Origin of the sequence: Leptothoe kymatousa TAU-MAC 1615, from assembly GCF_018739865.1 — a bacterium.
GTDB lineage: Bacteria > Cyanobacteriota > Cyanobacteriia > Phormidesmidales > Phormidesmidaceae > Leptothoe > Leptothoe kymatousa.
Genome location: NZ_JADOER010000001.1, coordinates 20,227 through 42,657, shown reverse-complemented (window position 1 = coordinate 42,657; position 22,431 = coordinate 20,227). Strand labels below are relative to the sequence as shown.

Annotated in this window: 16 protein-coding genes; 8 read left to right on the top strand and 8 right to left on the bottom strand. The window is 52.7% G+C overall.

Features of this window, described 5'->3' with window-relative positions; all coding sequences use genetic code 11:
* Positions 1–138: 138 nt before the first annotated feature.
* The 3 genes from IXB28_RS00165 to IXB28_RS00155 all read right to left on the bottom strand — a co-directional run bounded on the left by IXB28_RS00165 (position 139) and on the right by IXB28_RS00155 (position 3,493).
* A complete protein-coding gene (locus IXB28_RS00165) occupies positions 139–633 on the bottom strand; it encodes a MogA/MoaB family molybdenum cofactor biosynthesis protein (RefSeq protein WP_215616523.1) in 495 nt (164 codons plus the stop codon).
* Positions 634–736: 103 nt separating this feature from the next.
* Entirely contained in the window at positions 737–1,069 is a 333-nt protein-coding gene (gene psb28 / locus IXB28_RS00160; protein WP_215616522.1) for a photosystem II reaction center protein Psb28, read from the bottom strand.
* 285 nt (positions 1,070–1,354) lie between these two features.
* Positions 1,355–3,493 (bottom strand): S-layer homology domain-containing protein, encoded by a 2,139-nt coding sequence (locus IXB28_RS00155; protein ID WP_215616521.1) that lies wholly within the window; start codon positions 3,491–3,493, stop codon positions 1,355–1,357.
* 198 nt (positions 3,494–3,691) lie between these two features.
* Between IXB28_RS00155 and IXB28_RS00150 the strand changes: the two genes are divergently transcribed.
* From IXB28_RS00150 to IXB28_RS00135, 4 genes are all read left to right on the top strand, one after another.
* A complete protein-coding gene (locus IXB28_RS00150; protein ID WP_215616520.1) occupies positions 3,692–3,985 on the top strand; it encodes a hypothetical protein in 294 nt (97 codons plus the stop codon).
* Positions 3,986–4,238: 253 nt separating this feature from the next.
* Complete coding sequence (locus tag IXB28_RS00145; protein WP_215616519.1) at positions 4,239–4,568, top strand: YtxH domain-containing protein; 330 nt, start codon at positions 4,239–4,241, stop codon at positions 4,566–4,568.
* A complete protein-coding gene (locus IXB28_RS00140) occupies positions 4,561–5,061 on the top strand; it encodes a DUF948 domain-containing protein (RefSeq protein WP_215616518.1) in 501 nt (166 codons plus the stop codon). The genes IXB28_RS00145 and IXB28_RS00140 overlap by 8 nt, the downstream gene beginning before the upstream one ends.
* 53 nt (positions 5,062–5,114) lie before the next feature.
* Positions 5,115–5,933 carry a TPM domain-containing protein gene (locus tag IXB28_RS00135; RefSeq protein WP_215616517.1) on the top strand — a complete coding sequence of 273 codons (819 nt, stop codon included), beginning with the start codon at positions 5,115–5,117 and terminating at the stop codon, positions 5,931–5,933.
* 116 nt (positions 5,934–6,049) lie between these two features.
* Here the strand turns inward: IXB28_RS00135 and IXB28_RS00130 are convergent, their stop codons facing one another.
* Positions 6,050–7,657, bottom strand: a complete 1,608-nt coding sequence (locus IXB28_RS00130) for a DUF3352 domain-containing protein (RefSeq protein ID WP_215616516.1) — start codon at positions 7,655–7,657, stop codon at positions 6,050–6,052.
* 97 nt (positions 7,658–7,754) lie between these two features.
* Positions 7,755–10,511 carry a type I DNA topoisomerase gene (gene topA, locus IXB28_RS00125; RefSeq protein ID WP_215616515.1) on the bottom strand — a complete coding sequence of 919 codons (2,757 nt, stop codon included), beginning with the start codon at positions 10,509–10,511 and terminating at the stop codon, positions 7,755–7,757.
* Between the two features lie 554 nt (positions 10,512–11,065).
* Here topA and IXB28_RS00120 point away from each other — a divergent pair.
* Positions 11,066–12,628: an NAD(P)H-quinone oxidoreductase subunit N gene (locus tag IXB28_RS00120; RefSeq protein WP_215616514.1), complete on the top strand. Its 1,563-nt coding sequence runs from the start codon at positions 11,066–11,068 to the stop codon at positions 12,626–12,628.
* 51 nt (positions 12,629–12,679) lie between these two features.
* Here the strand turns inward: IXB28_RS00120 and IXB28_RS00115 are convergent, their stop codons facing one another.
* Positions 12,680–15,469, bottom strand: coding sequence for a GAF domain-containing protein (locus IXB28_RS00115; RefSeq protein WP_215616513.1), 2,790 nt, complete (start codon positions 15,467–15,469; stop codon positions 12,680–12,682).
* A 392-nt stretch (positions 15,470–15,861) separates the two neighbouring features.
* On the opposite strand from IXB28_RS00115, the gene IXB28_RS00110 reads away from it, so the two are divergent.
* Entirely contained in the window at positions 15,862–17,019 is a 1,158-nt protein-coding gene (locus IXB28_RS00110) for a quinone-dependent dihydroorotate dehydrogenase (RefSeq protein WP_215616512.1), read from the top strand.
* Between the two features lie 19 nt (positions 17,020–17,038).
* Here IXB28_RS00110 and dapB read toward each other — a convergent pair whose 3' ends face one another.
* Positions 17,039–17,863, bottom strand: a complete 825-nt coding sequence (gene dapB / locus IXB28_RS00105) for a 4-hydroxy-tetrahydrodipicolinate reductase (RefSeq protein ID WP_215616511.1) — start codon at positions 17,861–17,863, stop codon at positions 17,039–17,041.
* Positions 17,864–18,068: 205 nt separating this feature from the next.
* On the opposite strand from dapB, the gene IXB28_RS00100 reads away from it, so the two are divergent.
* Positions 18,069–19,175: a Ycf66 family protein gene (locus IXB28_RS00100; RefSeq protein WP_215616510.1), complete on the top strand. Its 1,107-nt coding sequence runs from the start codon at positions 18,069–18,071 to the stop codon at positions 19,173–19,175.
* Between the two features lie 437 nt (positions 19,176–19,612).
* Entirely contained in the window at positions 19,613–20,785 is a 1,173-nt protein-coding gene (locus tag IXB28_RS00095) for a response regulator (protein WP_215616509.1), read from the top strand.
* A gap of 97 nt (positions 20,786–20,882) precedes the next feature.
* On the opposite strand, the gene IXB28_RS00090 is transcribed toward IXB28_RS00095, so the two are convergent.
* Positions 20,883–22,202, bottom strand: a complete 1,320-nt coding sequence (locus IXB28_RS00090) for an ammonium transporter (protein ID WP_215616508.1) — start codon at positions 22,200–22,202, stop codon at positions 20,883–20,885.
* Positions 22,203–22,431: the final 229 nt, after the last annotated feature.

Genomic DNA, 22,431 nt, shown 5'->3' with positions numbered 1-22,431 from the left:
TACCGGGACTCAGCAACTCCAAAAAATACCAAGATTCACTATAGCGGGGGCGTTTGGGTGCCAGGTAAAGATCTGGTTAAGAGAACCTAGAGGAATTGCGGAAAACCCCGAACCACGTCCCAAAGTAATACCGCGCCCCTAGCTTTTCAGCTGCCGCACCAGATGCTGCAATTCCGGCAAAATCAAGGCATCCATGGCCAACCGGACAGCGTTACTCGATCCTGGCAGTAAAAATATCAGCGTAGATTTATACACCCCGGCGGTGGCCCGAGAGGCCATGGCCCTAGCACCAATTTCAGCATAGCTAAGCTGGCGAAAAATTTCGCCAAACCCAGGAATTTCTTTTTCTAATAGGGTGGAGACCGCGTCGTAGGTAGTGTCCCGTGGCGCTATGCCGGTACCACCGTTGCTAATAATTACATCCACCGATGGGGCCAGTTGTTTTACCAGGGCAGCAATTTTATCGGGCTCATCTTTAACCAGCCGATAGGCGTCCAATCGATGCCCCACCTCCTTCAGCTTGGCCTTAATCAGCTGGCCGCTTTTGTCCGTATCCACAGAGCGGGTGTCGCTCACGGTGATCACACCGCACATCGCTGGTCGGAATTCTGGATCGGGGTGGGGAAGGGGCATGGGAAGGGGAGTTCACTGTGCTGGGATGGGGGAATCGGAGGTTAGGATTCGGAATTCGGCAGCCAGCGCTTTACCGAACTCCGAACTCCGAATTCACCATTGCCTAGGTCTTAGTAAAGCCCAGTCCCTTTTCCTCGGCGTAGCGATTCATAAATCTCATAAACCGCTCCCATTCGTCAGGGCTCCTAAGCAGCAGACGCGCCTCTAGACCCGCCGGGGCACCGTTGATAAATTTAGCGTTCACTTCACGGCTAACCAGTTCACCCTCTTCGTCTACTAGATATAGACCGGTTACTTCAAACCCTTCTTCCATAAGGGCCTTGGGCTCATCAAAATAGAAGGTTGCAGTACCGTCACTACCATCCTTGGCCCGTGTCAGCCGCACGTCTGGAATCACTTCCTCAGCTACACCCCGAGCAAATTGGATTTCTGCCATTGCACTGTCCTCTAATTGATTAACTTGATTAATGAGCCATTTGTAACAAACCGTTACGACCCATCATCCCATCATATGAGTGTTGTTTAAAACACTTACCCAAAAAAATCTGGCGAAGGAAGAAAATTGACGCCTTTGCTATGGACTGATTGTGCTAGCAAAGCAGTCTTTTGAGAAGCAACCATCCACCTTGGACAGGGTAAGTATTACGGCCTCCTATGTGTGCCTTTCCGCCGGGGTTAGTGCCCACAACAGCAGGACCTTTCTAAACCCATGGGGGTTTGCCTATTTTGCAATCACCACTTGATAGGGAGATCCCACGGGGGGCATTCGTTTGCGCAATACCAGCCCTTGATACACCATGGCGGCGACCTCACCACAGGTGACCACATGGTTGGGGGTGAGCATATCGAGGTTGGGATGGTTAAAGACTAAACCGAGTTTGGTGGCCGTTGCGATCGCAACGGCAGCGTAGCGGGGCACCTGATCGTGATCTTCATAACGGGATAGCAGTCCCGCCGTCCCTTTTGTGCGTAAATTGAGGCCACTCACCAGGGCCAGTAAAACTTGAATCTTGAGGATGGGCTGATCCGGGGCAAAGGTGTAGTCAGGAAACCCAGATAGAAACTTAGCCCGATAGGTTATTTGAATCGCGTTGGCAGCCCAGTGGGCCTCTGGCACATCACGAAACGCCACAGGATACCGTTGAGGCTTGGGGGCAAAGGCGGCAAATACTAAACTGGCAAATTCGGCGCGGGTCATGGCATCGGTAGGCGCCCAAGTGGACTTGAGAAAGCTCTGAGCCACCAGGGCCTGCCAAAAATCATCGGCCCAGTGGGCCACAGCCACATTGGCGGCACTACTGGCCACCTGGGGCCGCACAATAAATGGAGAATTGGGGGGCTGCATCCGCCCCAGGTTGACTAAACACTGGTGCACCAGGGCCGTGGTTTCGGCACGGGTAATGGGCTGCATGGGCCGCAGCTTAGACACATCTGGATGGTTCACCACAATGCTGCGCCGGGTGGCAATGGCCACTTCTTCTACGGCATAGGTGGGCACCTGGGCCCGGTCATCGTATACGCCCAGCTCCGACGCTTGCCCCTGGCCAAAACGCAACCCGCTCATTAATGCCACCAGGGCCTGCACCCGAGTCATGGGATCATTGGGCCGAAAGGTACCATCGGGAAACCCGGCGATAAATCCCTGGGCCTGGGCCTGGTAGATTACCTTGCGGGCCCAAAAATTGGAGGCCACATCGCGAAAAGCTTTGAATCGCCGCTGATTGTCCCCGGTGGAAGGGAATGTCGCCATCACCAGGGCGGCAAACTGGGCCCTGGTGACCAGCGCATCGGGTCGAAACGAACCATCAAAAAAGCCCTTTACCAGCTCTGCCTTGGCCATGGCGTTGATAAAGGGCGCCCCCCAGTGGCCCATCACATCGCGAAAGCGGCTGTCTAGATTAGATTCTGGCGGGGTTGGACGCGGGGGCTCTGGCAACGGGCCCACCGGCTTTACCTTGCCGAGCAACAACGAAGGCACCGCGACCGGATCTGGCAGTTCACTGGCCACATAGCGAATATTGCCCTGCACCCGATTGGGATTGATAAAGTTACCGGCCGAGATGATCAGCTGCCGCCCATCGTTGCGAATATCCCACTGGCGATTGTCTTGGAAGGAATTGCCCCCCAGGTCCTGGCTTTGGCCAATATCGGGCAGGGCCGTATCCTGCACCCACAGCCCAGACGATTGGTTTTGCCGCACCCGATTTTGCCGCAACACAGGCCGAGCAGACCGGGACAGGACAATGCCCGCGCGATTTTCTAGCACGTCGTTATCGACAAGCAACGGGGCAGATTGATCGCTAATGGCAATGCCGTAGCTGGTTTTAATAAATCGATTTTGGCGCACTTCGCCTTTGGTCTGGCGCGCCATAAATAGCCCACTGGCCTGATTCTGGGAAAATTCGTTATCCAACAGCACCGGCATGGCATCGCCGGTTACAAACACGCCGTCGCGACCGCAGCCCAAGAAACGGCAGCGGGTCAGCAGGGCAGAGCCATCCTCTAGCCACACCCCCACCCCCTGGGACTGGGGATTAGTTACCGTAATGCCGCGCAGCTGGGCCCGATCCCGTAGCTGGAGTGTGACGGACTGGGGCCCCACATCTTCGGTGGCGAGGGTGCCACCGCCGCGAATGGTCACAGCGTCCCCCAACCCCATCACCGTCACACCGATCGGCACCGTCAGCGGAAAGGCCTCACCATTGCCATAGGTGCCAGACTCTAGCTGCACCGTTGTGCCTGAGGTGGCTTTTCCCAATGCCTGGGTCAGGGTCCTGAGCGGCGAGCGCCGGGTCCCAGACCCTTGAACGCGACCTGTCACATTATTGACGTATAAAACAGAGGCAGGAGCTTGCACCATGACTGGCCTATGTGGCTATATGACCCACCAGGGTAAGGGTAAATGTGGGCGGGTTAACGTCCCTTGGAGGATTTTGACGGAAAAATTTATCTTCATTGCAGTGGGACCCTAATCACACCTGACGCCTTACTCTTATAAATGAGTGTGAATCCGTAGCCATTGCCAACACGCTCATGTGCTGAAACTAGGGGAGCTGCCATGGCCATAGCCTTAGCCATTGTTAACGTTGCGATCGCAATAGCCTGTCTCCTACTGGCCCGCCGTGTGGTCACCTGGCATCGCCACATCACTCAGCTTACCCGTGACTTCAATCGCTGGACCATTCTTGCTGAAAGCGCCCTCCCCGAACAAGCACTGGCCTTTACCCAGCACCGAACTCAGCTACGCCAGTGGCAGCTCATTCACCTAAAATGGCAGCTTCAACAACGGCAGCTAGTCCAGACGGCTAAAGTGCTTAAACTAGCCTGGTTTATGAGTCGAAGAGGTCTCTAATGCCTTCAATCATTAACTTTTGAGCCCACAGTTTCAAAACGAGGCCTCTAATGCCTTCAATCATTAACTTTTGAGCCCACAGTTTCAAAACGAGGTCTCTAATGCCTTCAATCATTAACTTTTGAGCCCACAGTTTCAAAACGAGGTCTCTAATGCCTGCAATCATTAACTTTTGAGCCCATAGTTTCAAAACGAGGTCTCTGACAGGTAACCGCCTTATCCCCAATCCAACAGTTATTAGAAGGTGTAGAAAATGTCCCAAAACGATTCCGATAGCTTTATTGGTGGACTCTTGGCTGGTACGGCCATCGGCACCGTCCTGGGGCTATTGATTGCCCCCCGCACTGGGCAACAGACGCGCAAGGTGATCAAAAAGTCAGCCGATGCCATCCCCGATATCATCGACGACCTTTCCACAAGCGTGCATTTCCATGCCGACAAACTCTCCCACACAACATTGCAAAACTGGGACAGCACCCTAGTGCGACTAAAGGATGCCTTGATTGCGGGCCAAGCCGCCAGCCGAGACGAATTCATTAAGTCAGCAGATACCACCAGCGCCCCCAATTCCCAGCGTGACTAATCCGATGTTCTGGCTAGGTCTATCACTCTTGCTATTGGCCCTGGGGCTAGTGGTCTTGGTATGCGTTTCTATCCCAGCGCTGCTGGGGTTAGCCAGGGCTGCCCGCAGTGCCGAAAAGTTCTTTGACACCCTCGATCGAGAACTCCCCCGCACCCTAGAAGCCATGCGCCACACCGGCACAGACATCCGAGAACTGGCCGATGATATGACCGATGGCATCAGCAGCGCCCGCAATATCGTTAAACAGGTGGACCATAGCCTGAGCGATGTGCGCCATCAGGCATCCCAAGCCAAACGGACCACCCGCAGCGTGGCAGTGGGCTTTAGGGCCGCCTGGCGGGTTTTAACAAAATCCCCTCAGAAACCCGCCAATAAAAAGGGCCGCACCAAACGTCGTCCACCGGTGAAGCCCCAGCCACCACTGGAAAATCACTCCACCGACTCCAGCCCCAATCCCCCAAAAACCAGCGCACCTCCAGCAACCCGTGATTGACGGACACGAGTATTCTTCTTTACATTAAAGATAGGTAAATAAGTGTAAACATCATGACCACACGCCTTAAGAATTGGTTGAAAACTAGTGTGTTGGGAGGTTTGTTAGTTTGCTGTATTGCCTTCATATCAGGGGCTACAGCGCCTGCGGCCTATGCTTACAACAATCCAGAATTACTGCCAGATGAACCCACAATGGTGATTGATCTAGCAAAAATTCTCACCAATTCTCAGGAAGAGTATCTCAATAAGCATCTACCAGAGTTTGAGGAAGAGACGGGTTGGAAGCTGCGCGTACTCACCCAGTTTGACCAAACCCCTGGACGGGCCGTTAAGGATTTTTGGGGCCTAGATGAGAAAAGCGTCATGCTGATTGCTGACCCCCGAGGCGGCAATATTTTGAACTTCAGTGTGGGCGATTCGGTCTATCCATTGCTGCCCCGCGTGTTCTGGATTGAACTGCAAACGCGCTTTGGCAATCAGTTCTTTGTGCGTGACCACGGCGAAGACCAGTCGATTATGCAAGCCATTTCATCCCTAGAAACGTGCCTAGCCCGCGGTGGCTGCTCGGTGGTGCCGGGGCTACCTCAGGAACAGTGGATTTTGACGCTGATTACGTCAATCCTAGGGGGCATCATTTGTGGTTTTGCCGCCCATCCCCGCAAAGAAGGTCAGGTATTCTCATGGCAGTGGATGCTGATTTTCTCTCCCCTGTGGGGCATGCTGTTCATTGCTTTTGGCATTGGCCCGGTGGTAACTCGCACCCAGGATCTACTGCCCCTGATTCGTAATTTTGCCGGGTTCTTAATTGGTGCCCTGGTGGCGTTTTTGAGTCCTACGTTTACGAATTCTTCGGCGGGCGGCGAAGCTTAGTTGCTCCGTCAAGCCTAGGATTTAGGATTAGCCCCACGGCACCCAACGAGATAAAGCGTCACTCGTTAGTTTGCCTCAGGGCTAATCCATGATTTTTAAGCGTTGACGCTGCTGCACTAGGGCAACGGTTTAACTCGTCTGCCCTTGGGTAATTCCACAAAGATGTCGTAGCGGAGGGTGCGCTCATTTTGAACGCTGGTGGTAACGCCAATGCTACGAATGGCCGACACAATAGGGGCATCGGGCAAGGTGGGAAAGGGCAAGATCCCTTGGAAATCTTGCAGGCGATCCACATCCATAAAAAAGTAGCCGCTGGTTTCCTGGGGCGAAATGTCTAGCAGGGTTTGAAAGGCCGGGTTACTTTGCAGGGTCTTACTCGGGCGTGGTGCGATTTCATCGACCACGTCTGTTCCCATGGCAAAAAATGTAACGTCTTGATCGAGCCAGCCATGGCCCATGGCAATCCCCCCGTAATAAGACACCAGCTGATTCACCGGCTGATCGCCTGTTTTGGCAGATTCCACATCAAACCGAAATCGATTGGCCATCACTTCATCTAACTGGCTCCAGGTGGTTTCTGCGGCCTCCCGATCGGTCACATCAGCCACTATGGTCAGTTGCCCCATGGGCAATGCTTCAGACTCTTCAGCGGGCGGCAATAGGCCCATGGCCATTTCCCCACCTAGCCAAGGCAGGATGTCGTTTTCAAAATCTAACCCGGTTTGGGCCTTTAGGGCTTTTGCTAGCGCATCTGGGCCAATGGGCAATAGGGCACTTAGGCTCTCGGCTTCTCCCAGGGTTTGCCACAGGGGGCCAATGCTGCCGGTAGACAGCATGAACACGGCCGACGCTGGCAACCGACGCGGCGTCCAAGCCTGACTATTTTTCATATCACGATAGATCGGCTGATCTTCGGGGCCTAGCCAACTAGCGGCTTCAATATCTAAGCCCGTAGGCAATAAATCCACCGCCGCGACCACACCGTTAATACCCGGTAAGGCATCGCTGCCAGCAAACACTTCAGTCGCCACCGGTGCATTGACATAAAGCTGGGCAAAGCTAGAGGACATTTGCAACGACTTATGGGCCTCTAGGTAGGCTCCATTTTCCACCAGTGCTGGAGATTCTCCACCAAAGCTATCAATGACGGCCTCTATGCCCCCGGCACTGGCTGCAACCACCAACCATTTGTTGGCTAGGACGGTGCTTTCAAGGGTTTCGCCAGCATCGGTGGTAATGGTTTGAATTTTGGCATTTTTATAGTCCCGCGTGGCCCCTTCCCCTTGCTGATCGCCCAATAGCTCCTGGGCTTTGAGGGGGGCGGCAATGGGAAGTAACATGACCGGCTCTGCGGTGTCTGCGGCGGCATCCGTCCTGGGCAAAAGCGCCACGGTCATTTGGTCGCCCACCCAGGGTTCGACGTGGGTCCTAAAACGATAGCCATGATCGGTTAGGGTGCGATCGCGCCAGCTAACCAACCATCGATCCAAAATCTTTTGCGATTCTGCTGACCCTAACTGCCGTAATCGAGTCCACTGATTTTCATCCGTCGTCAAGGTGATGGCCAGCAGAGCATTAGCCGGAACCAGCTCCATCCCTGGGGGGATCTGGGCGGTCTTGCCCAAACGCTGATTAATCCCCAGATAGGCCGCTGCCCCACCCAGCACCAACAAGACGGCAGTACTAACAGTTACCAACAAAGGAGGCCGCTGTTTGAGAACCATATAAAGAACCAGCAAAACGCAATAATGCTTGCTAATCTACCACCGGTTTACTCAATCCGCATGTCAGCAATCGTCACAATCGCCGTTTTAATCAGCCTTAGTCAGCCTCACTCTCTGCTTTTTTAGCACTGGTAGACTTTTTGGTACGACTGGTAGACTTTTTAGTCGCTGTCGTTCCCGTCTTCTTAGCAGCGCTGGCTCGCTTGGTGGTGGACTTCTTCGTGGTGGATTTCTTCGTGGTGGACTTTTTCGCCGTAGACTTCTTCGCCGTAGACTTCTTACGGGTGGTCTTTTTCTTAGTCGACGCCTTAGCCGCAATAATTTCCACGGCCTCCTCCAAGGTAATGTCCTCCACTTTCTTGCCCTCTGGCAAGGATGCATTCACCTTTTCATACTTAATGTATGGACCATAGGGGCCATCGTAAATATTGATGGGCTCCTCTGACTCAGGGTGCTTACCTAACTCGCGCAAGGGTTTGGCCGCTTTACGTCCCCGCCCCCGCTTGGGCTGGGCGAGTAATTCCAAAGCCCGCTCCAGAGTTACCTGCAACACATCGTCTTCTTTTTTCAAAGACCGATAGTCTTTGCCTTCTTTACCCTGGTCGTGAACCACATAGGGACCAAATCGACCCAAACTGGCCTTGATCTTGGCGCCCGTATCGGGATGCATGCCCAATAGACGGGGCAAAGACAGTAAACCCACCGCCATTTCTAAATCGACGGATTCACGGGCCACGCCCTTAGGCAAAGAAACCTGTTTGGGTTTTGGATTTTCTTCGGTCTTATCCCCTAAACGCACATAGGGGCCATAGGGACCGATTAGGGCATAGATGGGTTCGCCGTTTTCTGGATGCAAACCTAACTTCTCTGGACCTTCTGTTTTTTGTTTGAGCAGCACTTGCACCTGCTCATCACTCAGATCAGCAGGGCTCACATCTAATGGAATCGAAGCGCGGACCGTTTCCGCCTCTTCCCCTTCCTCTTCGTTCACCGCTTCGATGTAGGGACCATATTTACCGATGCGCACCTTTGCACTCAAATCGTCCAGATCAACCGTGCGCGCCTCAGCGGGATCAATCTGACTCTCGCGGGATTCCACCTGGCCCGAAAGTCCGGCATCACCAGAGTAAAAATCTTTGAGATAGGGCAGCCAATCGGCTTCTCCCGTGGAAATTTCATCCAAGGTCCGCTCCATGCGAGCGGTAAATTTCACATCCACCAAATCGGGAAAATGCTTATCCAGCAGGTCCGTCACCGCAAATGCGGTAAATGTGGGCATCAAGCTGTTATTCAGGGGATGCACATAGCCGCGGTCGATAATGGTACCGATCACAGAGGCATAGGTACTGGGACGACCAATGCCTTCTTTTTCAAGGGTTTTTACCAGGGTAGCCTCGGTGTATCGAGCTGGGGGTTTGGTTTCATGGCCAATGGGTTCTAGCTCAGTACAGCTGGGGGTATCACCTACTTTCAATTGGGGTAGGGTGACCTCCCGATCCTCCAAGGCGGCGTTGGGATCGTCGGATCCTTCCACATAGGCGCGGAAAAAGCCAGGAAAATCAATGCGCTTACCGGTGGCCTTAAAGACGGCGTCGTCGACTTCGATACTCACGGTGATATGGGTCTGACGAGCATTGGCCATCTGACAGGCTACGGTACGCTTCCAAATCAGGTCATATAGGCTTTTTTCCCGATCCTTCAGCCCCGTTTCCTGGGGGGTGCGAAACGTACTTCCCGCCGGGCGAATGGCTTCGTGGGCTTCCTGGGCGCCTTTGCTCTTGGTGGCATATTGGCGCGGCTTCGGACTGAGATATTCTTTGCCGTACTTTTGCTCCACACAGGTGCGGGCCGCATCGATGGCCTGCTGGGACAGGTTCACCGAATCCGTACGCATGTAGGTAATAAACCCTTTTTCGTACAGGGACTGGGCCGTGCGCATGGTGTCACGGGCCGACAGCCGCAGCTTACGATTCGCCTCTTGCTGCAGGGTGGAGGTGGTAAATGGCGGCGCAGGCTTCGGACTTGAAGGCCGTTCCTCCAGGTTAGATACGCTCCACACACTGGCTTCTAAGCGTTGCTTGAGCGCTTGGGCCTGGGTTTCATCCAGTAGCACCACATTGCGTCCAGCCGCAATCTGCCCCGTATTTTCATCAAAGTCGCTACCGGTGGCCACCCGAGTCCCGCCCAGGCTTACCAGCTTTGCTTCAAATGCATTCTTGGACTGCTCCAGGGTAGCCTTGAGGTCCCAATAGGAACCCTGCTTAAAGGCCCGGCGATCCCGCTCTCTTGCCACCAGCAATTTCACGGCCACCGACTGCACCCGACCGGCGGACAGGCCCCAGGCAATTTTTTTCCACAGCAGTGGAGACAGGGTGTAGCCCACCAAACGGTCTAAAATTCGGCGGGTTTCCTGGGCACGTACCAGCTGATCATCGATGTCGCGACAGCTGTCGAGGGCCGCTTGAATGGCATCTTCGGTGATCTCATGGAACACCATGCGCTTGGTGGGCACCTTCGGCTTCAGCAGCTGTAGTAGGTGCCAGCTAATACTTTCCCCTTCCCGGTCTTCATCTGTCGCCAGAACTAACTCGTCGGCGTCCTTGAGCGCATCCTTCAGCGCCTTGACGACCTTTTTCTTATCCTTTGGCACCAGGTAGAGGGGTTCAAAATCTGCCTCGACATTTACCCCCAACTGGGCCCACTTTTCGCCCTTGACACTGGCCGGAATTTCACTAGCCGACTTGGGCAAATCGCGCACGTGTCCCATGGACGCTTCAACACGGTAGCCCTTGGGGAGGTAGTTGCGAATTGTTTTTGCCTTTGTGGGTGACTCGACAATAACAAGGGTGGACATATAGCGAACTAAAAAATAATGGTCAAACTACGGTTGCTTGGCGGGCCGCCACTGTTTGCAGTTACAAACATTAACGGTGTCAAGAATTTAGCGGATAAAACGCCGCTGTCGTTTTATCCCTAGAAAGAGTGCCCGGAAGGACCATAACGGTGACAGTTTTTATTGGCTAACTATACATAACCATGGCATCTTGCTCAGAACTTATCAAAAGCGAGCAGCGAAGCCGTCCCGTTAGTTTTAAGAATCCATCGTGATGAACACTTCATATATATCGATAGATCGAAATGGCAAATTTCGTCCACCTTTAATTAAAAAACTGAGCTGATTCTTTATGAGTCAGACCGGGTCAAAACCAGTGAACTGACTAGAAAATTGGCAGCTAAGTCCCATTAGGTCAATGTTTTTGATTAGCTCTAAGGTAATTTATCCATCGAATTTTAGCCATGAACGTCCCCTAAGGGAATTTAATCTGATTCAAGAATTTACCTGGGGAAGCTCAAGATGAGCGAGAATACTAGGGTAAGATGCCAAATGGATATTTCACCACTGCACCAATGGACGTTGCAAGTCTCGCTGCTCAACTGAATACGGGTACGATTTTGCCCGAAGCAATCGTTATTTTAACGATTTTAATCATTTTGGTAGGCGATCTGATTCAAGGCCGTGCCTCATCGCGCTGGGTTGCCTATGTTGCCATCGGCGGCTGTTTAGCTGCGGTGGGAGCGCTGACGCTGCAGTGGGATACGGGTAATCCCATCTCCTTTTTTGGGGAGTTTAACGGCGATGCCCTCAGCATTGTGTTTCGCGGCATTATTGTGCTGTCCGCCGCTGTTACAGTGCCCATGTCCATTCGCTATGTGGAGCAGTCGGGCACAGCCCTAGCGGAATTTCTGGCAATTTTGCTGACCGCCACGTTGGGGGGCATGTTCCTAACTGGGGCGGATGAGCTGGTCACTATTTTTGTGGCCCTAGAAACCTTGAGTATTTCTTCATATTTGCTCACGGGCTATATGAAGCGCGATCCCCGCTCTAATGAGGCGGCGCTGAAGTATTTATTGATTGGTGCGGCTAGTTCTGCCATCTTTTTGTACGGAATTTCACTGCTATACGGTTTGTCTGGTGGGGAGACTAGGTTAAGTGCGATCGCAGCCAACCTAGCCACCAACACCGGCGATAATTCCATCGGCCTAGTGGTCGCCCTCGTATTTGTCATTGCCGGTATTGCCTTCAAAATTGCCGCCGTTCCCTTCCACCAATGGACACCCGACGTTTACGAAGGGTCGCCCACCCCGGTGGTGGCCTTTTTGTCCGTCGGTTCCAAGGCGGCTGGTTTTGCCCTAGCCATTCGACTGCTGGTGAGCACCTTTCCCCTGGTGGACGAAGAATGGCGCTTTGTATTCACAGCCCTAGCCATCCTCAGTATGGTCTTAGGCAACGTAGTGGCCCTGGCCCAAACCAGCATGAAACGCATGTTGGCCTACTCATCCATTGGCCAGGCGGGCTTTATGATGATTGGCCTAGTGATTGGCACCGACGCCGGCTACGCCAGCATGATTTTCTATCTGATGGTGTACCTGTTCATGAACCTGGGCGGTTTCACCTGCGTTATCCTGTTCTCCCTACGCACAGGCACCGACCAAATTAGTGAGTACGCCGGTTTATATCAAAAGGATCCACTGCTGACCCTTTGCCTGTGCTTGTGCCTACTATCCCTAGGGGGCATTCCCCCCTTGGCTGGCTTCTTTGGCAAGCTCTATATCTTCTGGGCTGGTTGGCAGGCAGGTGCCTACAACCTGGTGCTCATTGGTCTGATTACCAGCGTCATTTCCATCTACTACTACATTCGCGTGGTGAAGATGATGGTGGTCAAAGAACCCCAGGAAATGTCGGAGTCCATTAAGAACTACCCGGCACCCCAGTGGAATCTGCCCGGCATGCGCCCCTTGCAGGTGAGCCTGATTATCGCTGTGATCGCTACCTCCTTAGCAGGGGTATTGTCGAATCCACTGTTTACGCTAGCTAACGATTCTGTGACTAAAACGCCCCTGCTGCAGGCTGCCCAGCCCACTGGCACCGTAGCCACTACCCTCACAGCGCAGCCTAAAAAAGCGTTCTAGCGCTCAGCTCGATAGCCCCATTGCCATAGCCCGCTTGGTCTAGTTTTGCCACTAACCAAGCGGGCTATTATTTTGAGTCATGGGAAACATCACAGAGCTGCGTACCCGATTATCTTCAAGTGTCTCTAAAATAAATTCCCCACCCAGTCGCAACATCAAAGACCGACATATGGCTAAATTTAGCCCCGGCTGCCGGTCTAAGGGGGAATCGGCTAAGTGATCCTGGCGATGTCCCTGGGCTAGGGCCTCAATCAGGGCAGTATCCACTTCGCCATCGTCCGTAATCGATAGTTCAATCCACTGTTGATCGAGGGGACGGCTCCAAACATCCACCCGACCTCGGGCTGGGGAACGTCGACAGGCCGAGGAGATCAGCTCATACAAAATAAACTCAATTTTTTGCATTTCGCCTTGCAAAGCCAAATTGCTATCGCAGTGCACCTGGGTCCACAGTTGCTTCTTTTGCACCTGGGATTGCACCCGCTTCATCAAGCGGTTAAGCAGGGCTACCAGCGGTACTTTGCGCAGATCCGACGCCATTGCCCAGCGTTCTCGCCCGGTCAGCCGTAGCAGTTCCTTTTCCATCACGGAGAAACGACTTTCAAGGGCATGGAAATAGGGCTGATCGCCGACACCGGGCTGTTGCTTCAGGTTGGTCAGCTGTCGCCGCGACTCCCGCACCTGGCGACGAATATCGTCCATATGGTGGTGCTTGTACCAATTCAGCTCAGTCAGCTTACTGCGCTGCTGGTGGAGACGCCGCGTCAGCAAAAGATGACGACGACACCATGCCAGCTGATGCACTAACACGGCCAGCATGTTCATCTGCTGATCTGAAAAGCGCCGATCCGCTCGATCGGCCAGCACAATCGCCCCACTCAAGGTATGTTCGGGCGCAGTTCTCAAGGCCACCACAAGCAACTGGGCATGGGCAGGGCAGCGCAACCACTGCCTAGTGACATCGGGGAGATCTTCAAACTCCAGCTGGATCACACCATCGGTTTGAATTGCCCAATTAATCAACGCATCGCTGTTGACTAAAATGGGCAGCTCGTCTTGGGCGGCAAACTGTTTATCACGAATGACCGAAGAGGCCAAGCGGGCGTCACTTTGATCCTTTTCCCAGGTCAGGAGTAGGACAAGGGGCAGCCGCAATAGCTGACTAATGTGGTGGGTAGCCGCTTGCTCTAGCTGAGGCACATCGAAGATGCGCTGTAGATTACGCAATCCCCACTGCATGGTTTCACTCATTTGGGATTGCTGCTGGGCTTGCCGCTGGAGAGACCACTGGTGTAACACCAACCCAATCTGACGCCCCACTGACTGCAGCAACTCTTGCTCTGTCTGGTTCCACCGGCGAGTATCTACATCGGTAACCACCAAGACTCCTTCTGGGGCCTGGCCCGGAGATAGGTTGTACACCATCGCGGCCCGCATGCCCATCTGCAAAAATTGAGAGCGCCAGGCCCGCAGCTTTAAATCGTCATCCAAGTTTTCGATGCACACCGGGACTGTTTCCCGGGCTAGCAGCTGCCAGTCAATGTCATGGAGGGTGCGCCAGGTAGTTGGGGTCGGTTTACTTTGGGTGCCGTGGTGCTGGTAGCCCACTTCAAATCCACCGCATTCTAAGTCGGGAATCAGCACCATTAAGCCATCGATGTCTAGGGCTGCAATCAGTTGCTCGGCACATCTAGCCATGACCGATTGCCAGTCGCGATCGCCATGGATACTTTGGGCAATACCGGCCGACAGCTGATGATTCGCCTCTAGATCTGCCACCCGTTCCTGCAAAGCGGACATGGGCATGCCCAAACTCACCACCTGGGAAGCGGCTGTCAGATAGCGCTTTTCAGGCAGACTCCAATCGCGGGGTTGGTTAGACTCAACTAGCAAAAATCCCAACAATTCGCGCTGCATTAAAATCGGTGCCACCATCATGGATGGCCGGTCAAACCCTGACCTCAGAGGCTCCACCACGGCCTCAGTATGGGAATGGATGTCATTGCCAATGACGATGACATCACCACAGCACAGCGCCTGATAGACTTCCTGGTAGCCACTGGCGGAAAGCTGCCCCAAAACAGATTCTTGAGTGGCATAGGCATAACGATTGTGGCCACCGTTGACCACCCGATGCCAAAAAAACCGCTGCTGCGACTCAAACCAATAGCCATGGGTGCGCGTTGCCCCGACAAAATTATGGGTGGCGTCGACAATAGCCTGGAGACGGGGTTCTAGATCCTGAATGGCCTCTAGCTTTGTTAATAACTGAAAAAAGGGCTGAGAAGGTCGTTTTTCTTGCTGCAGATAGGTGTCTTGGCGATAGCGATGCAGAACCGCCCCCAGGGTGGACACTAGGATGGCAAAGGTTTTTTTCTGAATGCCGGAGGACAACGACGCACCACGGCGATTGGAGCCCAGCAGCAAGACCCCCAAGCAATCCTGCTGCCGTTGAATCGGAAATAAAAGCACATCGTGCAATCCCATGCGTTTGGCGATGGCTTTCCACTCCCCTGCCCGGTAGGATTCTTGCAGGTCGTAAACAGCAGCGGCAGCCCCCCGTTCGATCACCTGTTGGATGGCATCGTCAGGCTGGATAGGGATCGTTTGCCACAAAAAATTTTTACCGCTAGACGATTTGGCCAGCATCGTCGATAGGCTTTGCTCGTCTGCATCGTAGCGACCAATCCACGTCAGCTCATGGGGATAAAGCTGGTGCATATAGCTGGCAATTTCTTGTAGCTGCGCATCAACCGTTTCCTGCTCCCACACGTTTTTGAGGACTTGGCCAAGATTAGCCAAATGTTGTTCGCACGTCGTAGGAGGTACAGGGCTGACCATAAAAATTCAAAATTTAGAAAACAGGCATATGAACCTGTGGAAAAGATCAGAACATAGCTTAGGCTAGCCTAGCTTGCTGGATGGTGCTACCAAGGATATATTTCCCAGACAAAATTATCGAGAATGGGCGGAAATCGGCCTAGGTTTAGAAAATTGGGCAGTAGGTAGAATTTATCCAAGTTCCAAGTCCCAGACGTCCCCAATCAGCGTTGCCCTAGGGTGAATAGACCAGTTGCTGACACAATCACGGTCCCATACTTATATCAGTAATTGCCCGGAGTAGCTGCGGTCCTCTTTGGTTATACGGTGTGAGTAATTTAGAGGATGCAGCGAAGCGTAGAGCACTGTGGATATTGAACGCTATAATCCATTGGGCTATGGGGGGGTAGTGAATGCTGCAAGATATCTATAAATTTAGTTGGTTGCCGCTGCTGTTTAAGCAATTTAACGCCGATCCAGAGCAGGTACACAAGCAAACGTTACAAACGCTGGATTGGATTAGTCAATCGCCTGACGCCAAACCTTGGTGGAGCCAACCCGCCCGACGCTTTGCCCAGGCCTGGTGTGAAAATAGCTGTCAATTTCAGTCACAGCGGCTGAGTCAAACCCTTTGGCAGCAAACATTTACTAACCCGTTAGGTCTGGCGGCGGGCTTTGATAAAGATGGGGTGGCCGCTACTGGTTGGCCCTTAATGGGCTTTGGCTTTGCGGAGTTGGGCACCGTCACTTGCCACGCCCAGCCGGGCAATCCTCAACCTCGATTATTTCGTTTGCCCCAGGACCAGGCCGCGCTAAACCGCATGGGGTTTAATAACCAGGGCTCTAGGGCATTGGCAGCACGACTGGCGACATTGCCTCCGAGTCAGGATTTTCCTCGGGGAATTAACCTGGGCAAGTCGAAGATGACCCCGTTAGAGGGCGCAGCCGAGGACTATCGACAAAGCTTTCAGCGGCTGCAGGGGCTGGGCAATTATTTTGTGGTGAATGTGTCGTCACCCAATACGCCAGGGTTGCGATCGCTCCAAGCAAAATCCCAGCTAGAACCCATCCTTGCCACCTTACAAACCGCCAACACCCAGAAAAAACCGCTGCTGATTAAAATCGCCCCCGATCTTGCCTGGGAGGACATCGACGACATTTTAGACCTGGCCCAGCAGTATCACCTGGCAGGGATCATTGCCACCAATACCACCATTGCCAAAGCACAGCTGGCCACCAAACGGCTAGACAAAACCGGCAATTTGGTCGTGGACGAAGCCGGTGGCATCAGCGGTGCGCCCGTACGCCAGCGGTCCACTGAGGTGATCCGCCATATTTATCGGCAAACCAACGGTCAGCTACCCATCGTCGGGGTAGGGGGCATTTTCACCGCAGACGACGCCTGGGAAAAAATCGTCGCTGGCGCCTCGTTACTCCAGGTATATACGGGCTGGATCTACGAAGGTCCATGGATGGTGAAAACTATTTTGCAGGGGTTAGTGCAAACGCTAGACCACCATGGATTAGACAATATCCAAGACGCCATTGGCCTAGATAACCCCATCACGTAGGTTTGATTAGGGACCCAACCTAGAGAAGTTTATCCAAACCATATAGCAGGGACTTTAAGGGCAAAATTTTCCGCACGCACAGCAGCACACCGGGCATAAAGCACACCCTGTCCATGGCATCGTGACGCAGGGTATAGACCTGGCCAGGGGCACCAAACATAATTTCCTGGTGGGCCACCAGCCCCGGCAAGCGCACGCTGTGGATATTAATCCCCTCTGGGGTGGTGCCGCCCCTGGCCCCGGGCAAGGTCTCCGTTTCCTTCACCTGGGGTGGATTAAACGACGGCTTTACTTCCTGTAGCATCTGGGCTGTTTTCACCGCCGTACCACTGGGGGCATCGGCCTTACGGTTGTGGTGCAGTTCAATAATTTCCACATGGTCAAAATATTCTGCGGCCTTCAGGGCGGCCTGCTGCATCAAAATCACCCCAATGGCAAAGTTCGGAATAATTAAACAGCCCACGCTGGCCTTTTCCGCAAACTCCGCCAGCTGAATAATTTGCTCTGGGGTAAGCCCGGTTGTGCCCACGACTGGCCGTACACCATAGGCAATCGCCGCCCGCACCTGTTCATAAATTTTGGCGGGGTGGGTGACATCCACCATGACGGCATTGCCCTCACTTTGGGCCATCACCAGGGTGGCTTCTAGATCCATGGTCACCGGCACCTCAAGGGGACCACAGCCAGCGATTTCGCCAATATCTTGGCCCACGGCTTCTGGCTTACGGTCGATCGCCCCCACCAATTTCATGTCGTCGGCAGCGGCGATCGCCTTCACAATTTCACACCCCATTCTGCCCATAGCACCATTAACCACGACAGGAATTTGGGACTGATTACTCATGATGGTTCTGGGAGGGAAGTACAGTCAGATATCTTACAACCGTGCTCAGCAGTTTTAAGTGCTGAGGTGGGCTTTATCGTTAATAATTAAATCTGCGCTGCTGATATTCGGCAATAATTTGGTCTGAATGGGATTAACCCCCGTGGGTCTAAATTGTCCAGCCAGGCGTCAGTGGCCTTTGTTCATCGCGCCGGGGTCGAAGCGGATGTTGGCAAATCTATTAGCGATCGCAGTGGGGCTAGGTAGCCTAGGCTTTTACCTATCGGCCTTCATCCTGCCAGAAGTGCATCGCCGGTCAGACTTTTTCTGGAGCGGCGTAGGCATGTTCTATGCCCTAGTGCTCTGGTACTGCGCCAGACAGGTACAGGGGGCTGTCTTGCTCGGCCAAACCGCATCGGTCGGCCTATTACTGTGGCTGGGTTACCAAACCCTATTACTACGCCGGGAAACCACCCCAGCCGCCCAGCAAACCCCCATTCAATTCGGCAAAACTGAGCGCAGCCGCCCTGCCAACCGCCCCATTGCCAAAGACTATGAATTTGTAGAAGACGGCGTCGAAGACACCGTTGAGCCAGCCATAGATCCCGAAAGCCCGGTTCTGCTTGAACCCACCGCAGACGAATTCGCACCCACAATGGTGGTGCCTGCAGCGATACCGAAACCCGTCATCGAGGCAGATAGCCCAGCCCCAGCCCCACAGCCAGCACCGCCCACAGCCAAAAAGCCAGAAAAGCCCAACCCCATGGCCGCCGTTGGCATCTTTGCCAATTGGCTCAAAGACATCGTCACCCCCAAAAAGAAAGCGGCCCAGCCCATGGTTGAGCTACCCCCAAGGCCACCATCGATTCCAAAATCAGATGGACCTAAAGAGAAACCAGAGTCGCCCAGCAGCCCATCTCCCCCCAATCGGCAATCTGAAGCAACAACAAAAATTGTTGAGAATACAGAACCGGCCCCAAATAAACCCTCATCTACCCCCGCTGAACCTACCGTCAGTGCGCCTGTGGACACAGCAAAGACCTCTTCTCTTTTAGATGAATCCAGGCCAGGGGAGACTTTGAATACGGAGCCCTCCCCGTTAGCCACCCCGAAACCAGAACGGATCAAAACAGAGCCAGCTTTGGGAGCACCAAAACCAGAGCCCCAGGAAGACGAAGACAGCAATTGGCCTGACGATGATGTCAAGCCCTCTCCCCTAGAGGCCCCAAAACCAGAAAGGATTAGAACAGAGCCAGCTTTAGGGACATCAAAGGTGGAGGCGCAGGAAGACGACGAAGACAGCAATTGGCCCGATGACGAATTTTGGGACTGACTTTCCCATGCTTACCAACGAACAATCCACCAGCACACCGACAAATAGAGTAATCCTCCGTCTCTGCTAGATTGCGCTGACGCACACTTTTTGATAACAACACCAGCGAACGAGCAACAACCAGCCTTATATTTCAAAAAATGTTGTTTAGTTCTCTTTTCCAGGTCTGTTCACAAAATTCAACGTCTGTTCAAAAGAACAATCTTTCGACTCAAGGCCCGCCCCCTGACCGAAGAACCATAGCACCCGCAAATATCTATCTCCAGCAAGCAGGTGCGTTCGTAACGTTTTGCACAAAATCGCCCCCATATTGCCCTTAGCCCCAGGCCCGAGCCAATAGGCTGAAATACTTACATTCTCAGTGTTTTCTCTGATTGTAGTTAGTTTTATTTATGGGCACAATTAGGGAACAAGCCCGAGCAAGAACGATAGGATTTATGGGAGCTGCCGCCGCCACGTCGAATATACTTGTTTCTGAGCTAGACAAAAAAATACAGCTAGCGAAAGAGAAACAACTGACGGGCATTTTGTCGTTCAAACGGGAGAACATTCCCCAGTGGCGCTTATATTTTTTGGCGGGCCAGCTAGCTTGGGCAAGTACCCGCACCCATGCAAGACGGCGCTGGTATCGTCAGCTACTCAAGTATCGCCCCGATCTCATTAGATATGGCCTAAGTGCTTATCCCGATTGGACCTACAATCGGTTATCACGCTTGGTAATTTGCAAAAAGTTCAATCGAGAGATCTTCTCGGATATTGTTTCTGGATATATCTCAGAAGTTTTGTTTGACCTACAACAGCAGGGGAGTTTGTGTTTGCAACAAACCGGTCAAAAGCTGAGCTATCGGATTAAGACCCACAAAGCCTGCGACTTTCCCTACATTAATCTTCAAAACGTTCGCATATGGGCCGAAGCAAAGCGCAACTGGCAAGCCTGGGAGAACGCTAACCTAGCTCAAGTAAATCCCAACGATGCCCTAGTCATAGAAGATTTAGCCGCCCTGGAAGATCTGGCCTCTCCACGGCTATTACAGGTACTCAATGCATTAGCCGATGGCAATCAAACCCTGCAAGATATTGCCCTGAAAACAAATCAGCCGCTAATGCCATTTGTGTCTTCAATTTTGCCCCATATCCAGAATCATGCACTCCAGCTAAAACCCGTAGGCGACGATATTAGCAAAGCCATTAAAACTGGCAAAACCGATGTTGCTGTCAAGCTGGCACAAACTATCATCCCCAAGGAAGCCAGAATGGTTTACGTGGATAATAGTTTGGCCGATAGCCATAAAATGGCCACCATTGTTGAGTCGGCAGGATATCGCTACAGCAACATTGCAGATCCCTTAGAGGTGCTCAAACAGATTCAGAAACTAAAGCCGAAGCTGATCTTTCTCCAGGTGGCCATGCCTGTGGTCACTGGCTACGAGCTATGTACCCAAATTCGACGGATGCCTGAGTTTAAGGAAACCCCCATTGTCATGGTGGGGGAAGGCAATAGTGTGACGGAACGGATGCGGGCCAAAATGGCAGGGGCCTCAGATTTCTTGAGCAAACCCTTCAAGCCCAAAAACGTCCTCCAAACGTTGATTTCCCTCGGCATGATTTGAGTGGTCATTTGATACGACACCGTCTAGCCCCCAAGGGCTAGCCGTGACAACTATGGGTTTGGTTGCTCTTGCCTTGGAGCGTGGGATTTTGCAGTGTCTAACGTGGTGGCGTATTCAAAAACCCTAGGTAAGCGACATTAGCATGTTCACTCAGGTCTAATCCTGCCTCTTCTTCCTGGGCAGAGACTCGAATTCCACCAAATTGCTTCAGCCCCCACCAAACTAAACCGCTCACCAAGAGGGTAGCTACAGCGATCGCAATCAGGCCACACAGTTGAATCGTAAACTGGATAAAACTGGCCTGTTGAGACAAGATGCCCACGGCTAAGGTGCCCCAGATACCACAAACTAAATGTACCGACAGGGCCCCCACCGGATCATCCACCTGGAGTTGGTCAAAAAGGTTCACCGAGAAAACCACTAACACCCCAGCAATGGCACCAATTAATATGGCATTGACATAACTCACCGCATTGCAGCTAGCGGTAATGGCCACCAGACCGCCCAACACGCCATTGATGCCAAACGACAAATCGGGGGTGCCAAAGCGTATTCTCGCGACCACCAAACTACTGAGCAAGCCTGCCGCTGCCGCTAAGTTTGTTGTGACCGCAATGTAAGGAACCGTTATATCTGCCGCCAAGGTAGACCCGGCGTTAAAGCCAAACCAGCCAATCCAGAGAATTAAACAACCGAGGGTGGCTAAGCTCAAACTGTGGCCAGGCATGGGGTTTAGGGTGCCGACCCCTTGATATCTATTTAGCCTGGGGCCCAACAAAATCGCCCCCATCAAGGCGGCCCACCCACCGACGGAGTGCACCACCGTCGAACCGGCAAAATCAATAAAGCCTAAATTACCTAACCAACCACCACCCCAAATCCAATGGCCCGTAATGGGATAGACCAGACCGGTCATGACAACACTAAAAATAAGAAAGGCTCGAAAGCGTATTCTTTCAGCGACGGTGCCCGACACAATTGTTGCAGCGGTGCCAGCAAATGCCGTTTGAAATAAGAAAAATGTAGGCAGGGTCAGGTTAATATCACCCAGCATATAGTTATCAACGGTGTCCGTTAAAAACCAGCCAGAATTTCCAATCCAGGTGTTGCCGGCCCCAAACATCAAGGCAAACCCGGTGGCCCAAAATGCTAAAGACGCCAGGGCAAACACAATTAAATTTTTGGCCAAAATATTAATGGAATTCTTCCGCCGACAAAAGCCAGCTTCAACCATGGCAAACCCGGCATTCATAAAAATGACCAAAACGGCTGCTACGGTTACCCAAACGTTATCTAACGTCGCTTGTACGTCTGCGGCGCTCAACGATTGAGCCGATGCGCTCAACGATAAACTCAGCCAAATAACAAAGGCAGCTGAAACCAGCCCCAAGCTAGAATATTTTTTTGAAAGTTGCATAGATTTTTAAAGTGCGGCAAGCGATCGCAGTTGCTTATTTCCATTGAGTTTCCCCACTCAATTGTTTTCAAACTATCCATGGACAGTGGTGTAACCGTCGATACGATTAAACGTAACTTGATTGTCCATTCACACTATCTAGACCAAGGGAAAACAATTACCCCCATAGCAGTCGGGTTAAGGAGCATCCCAGCCGCTGCTAAATGCTGACGGGTGACCCAACAGGATT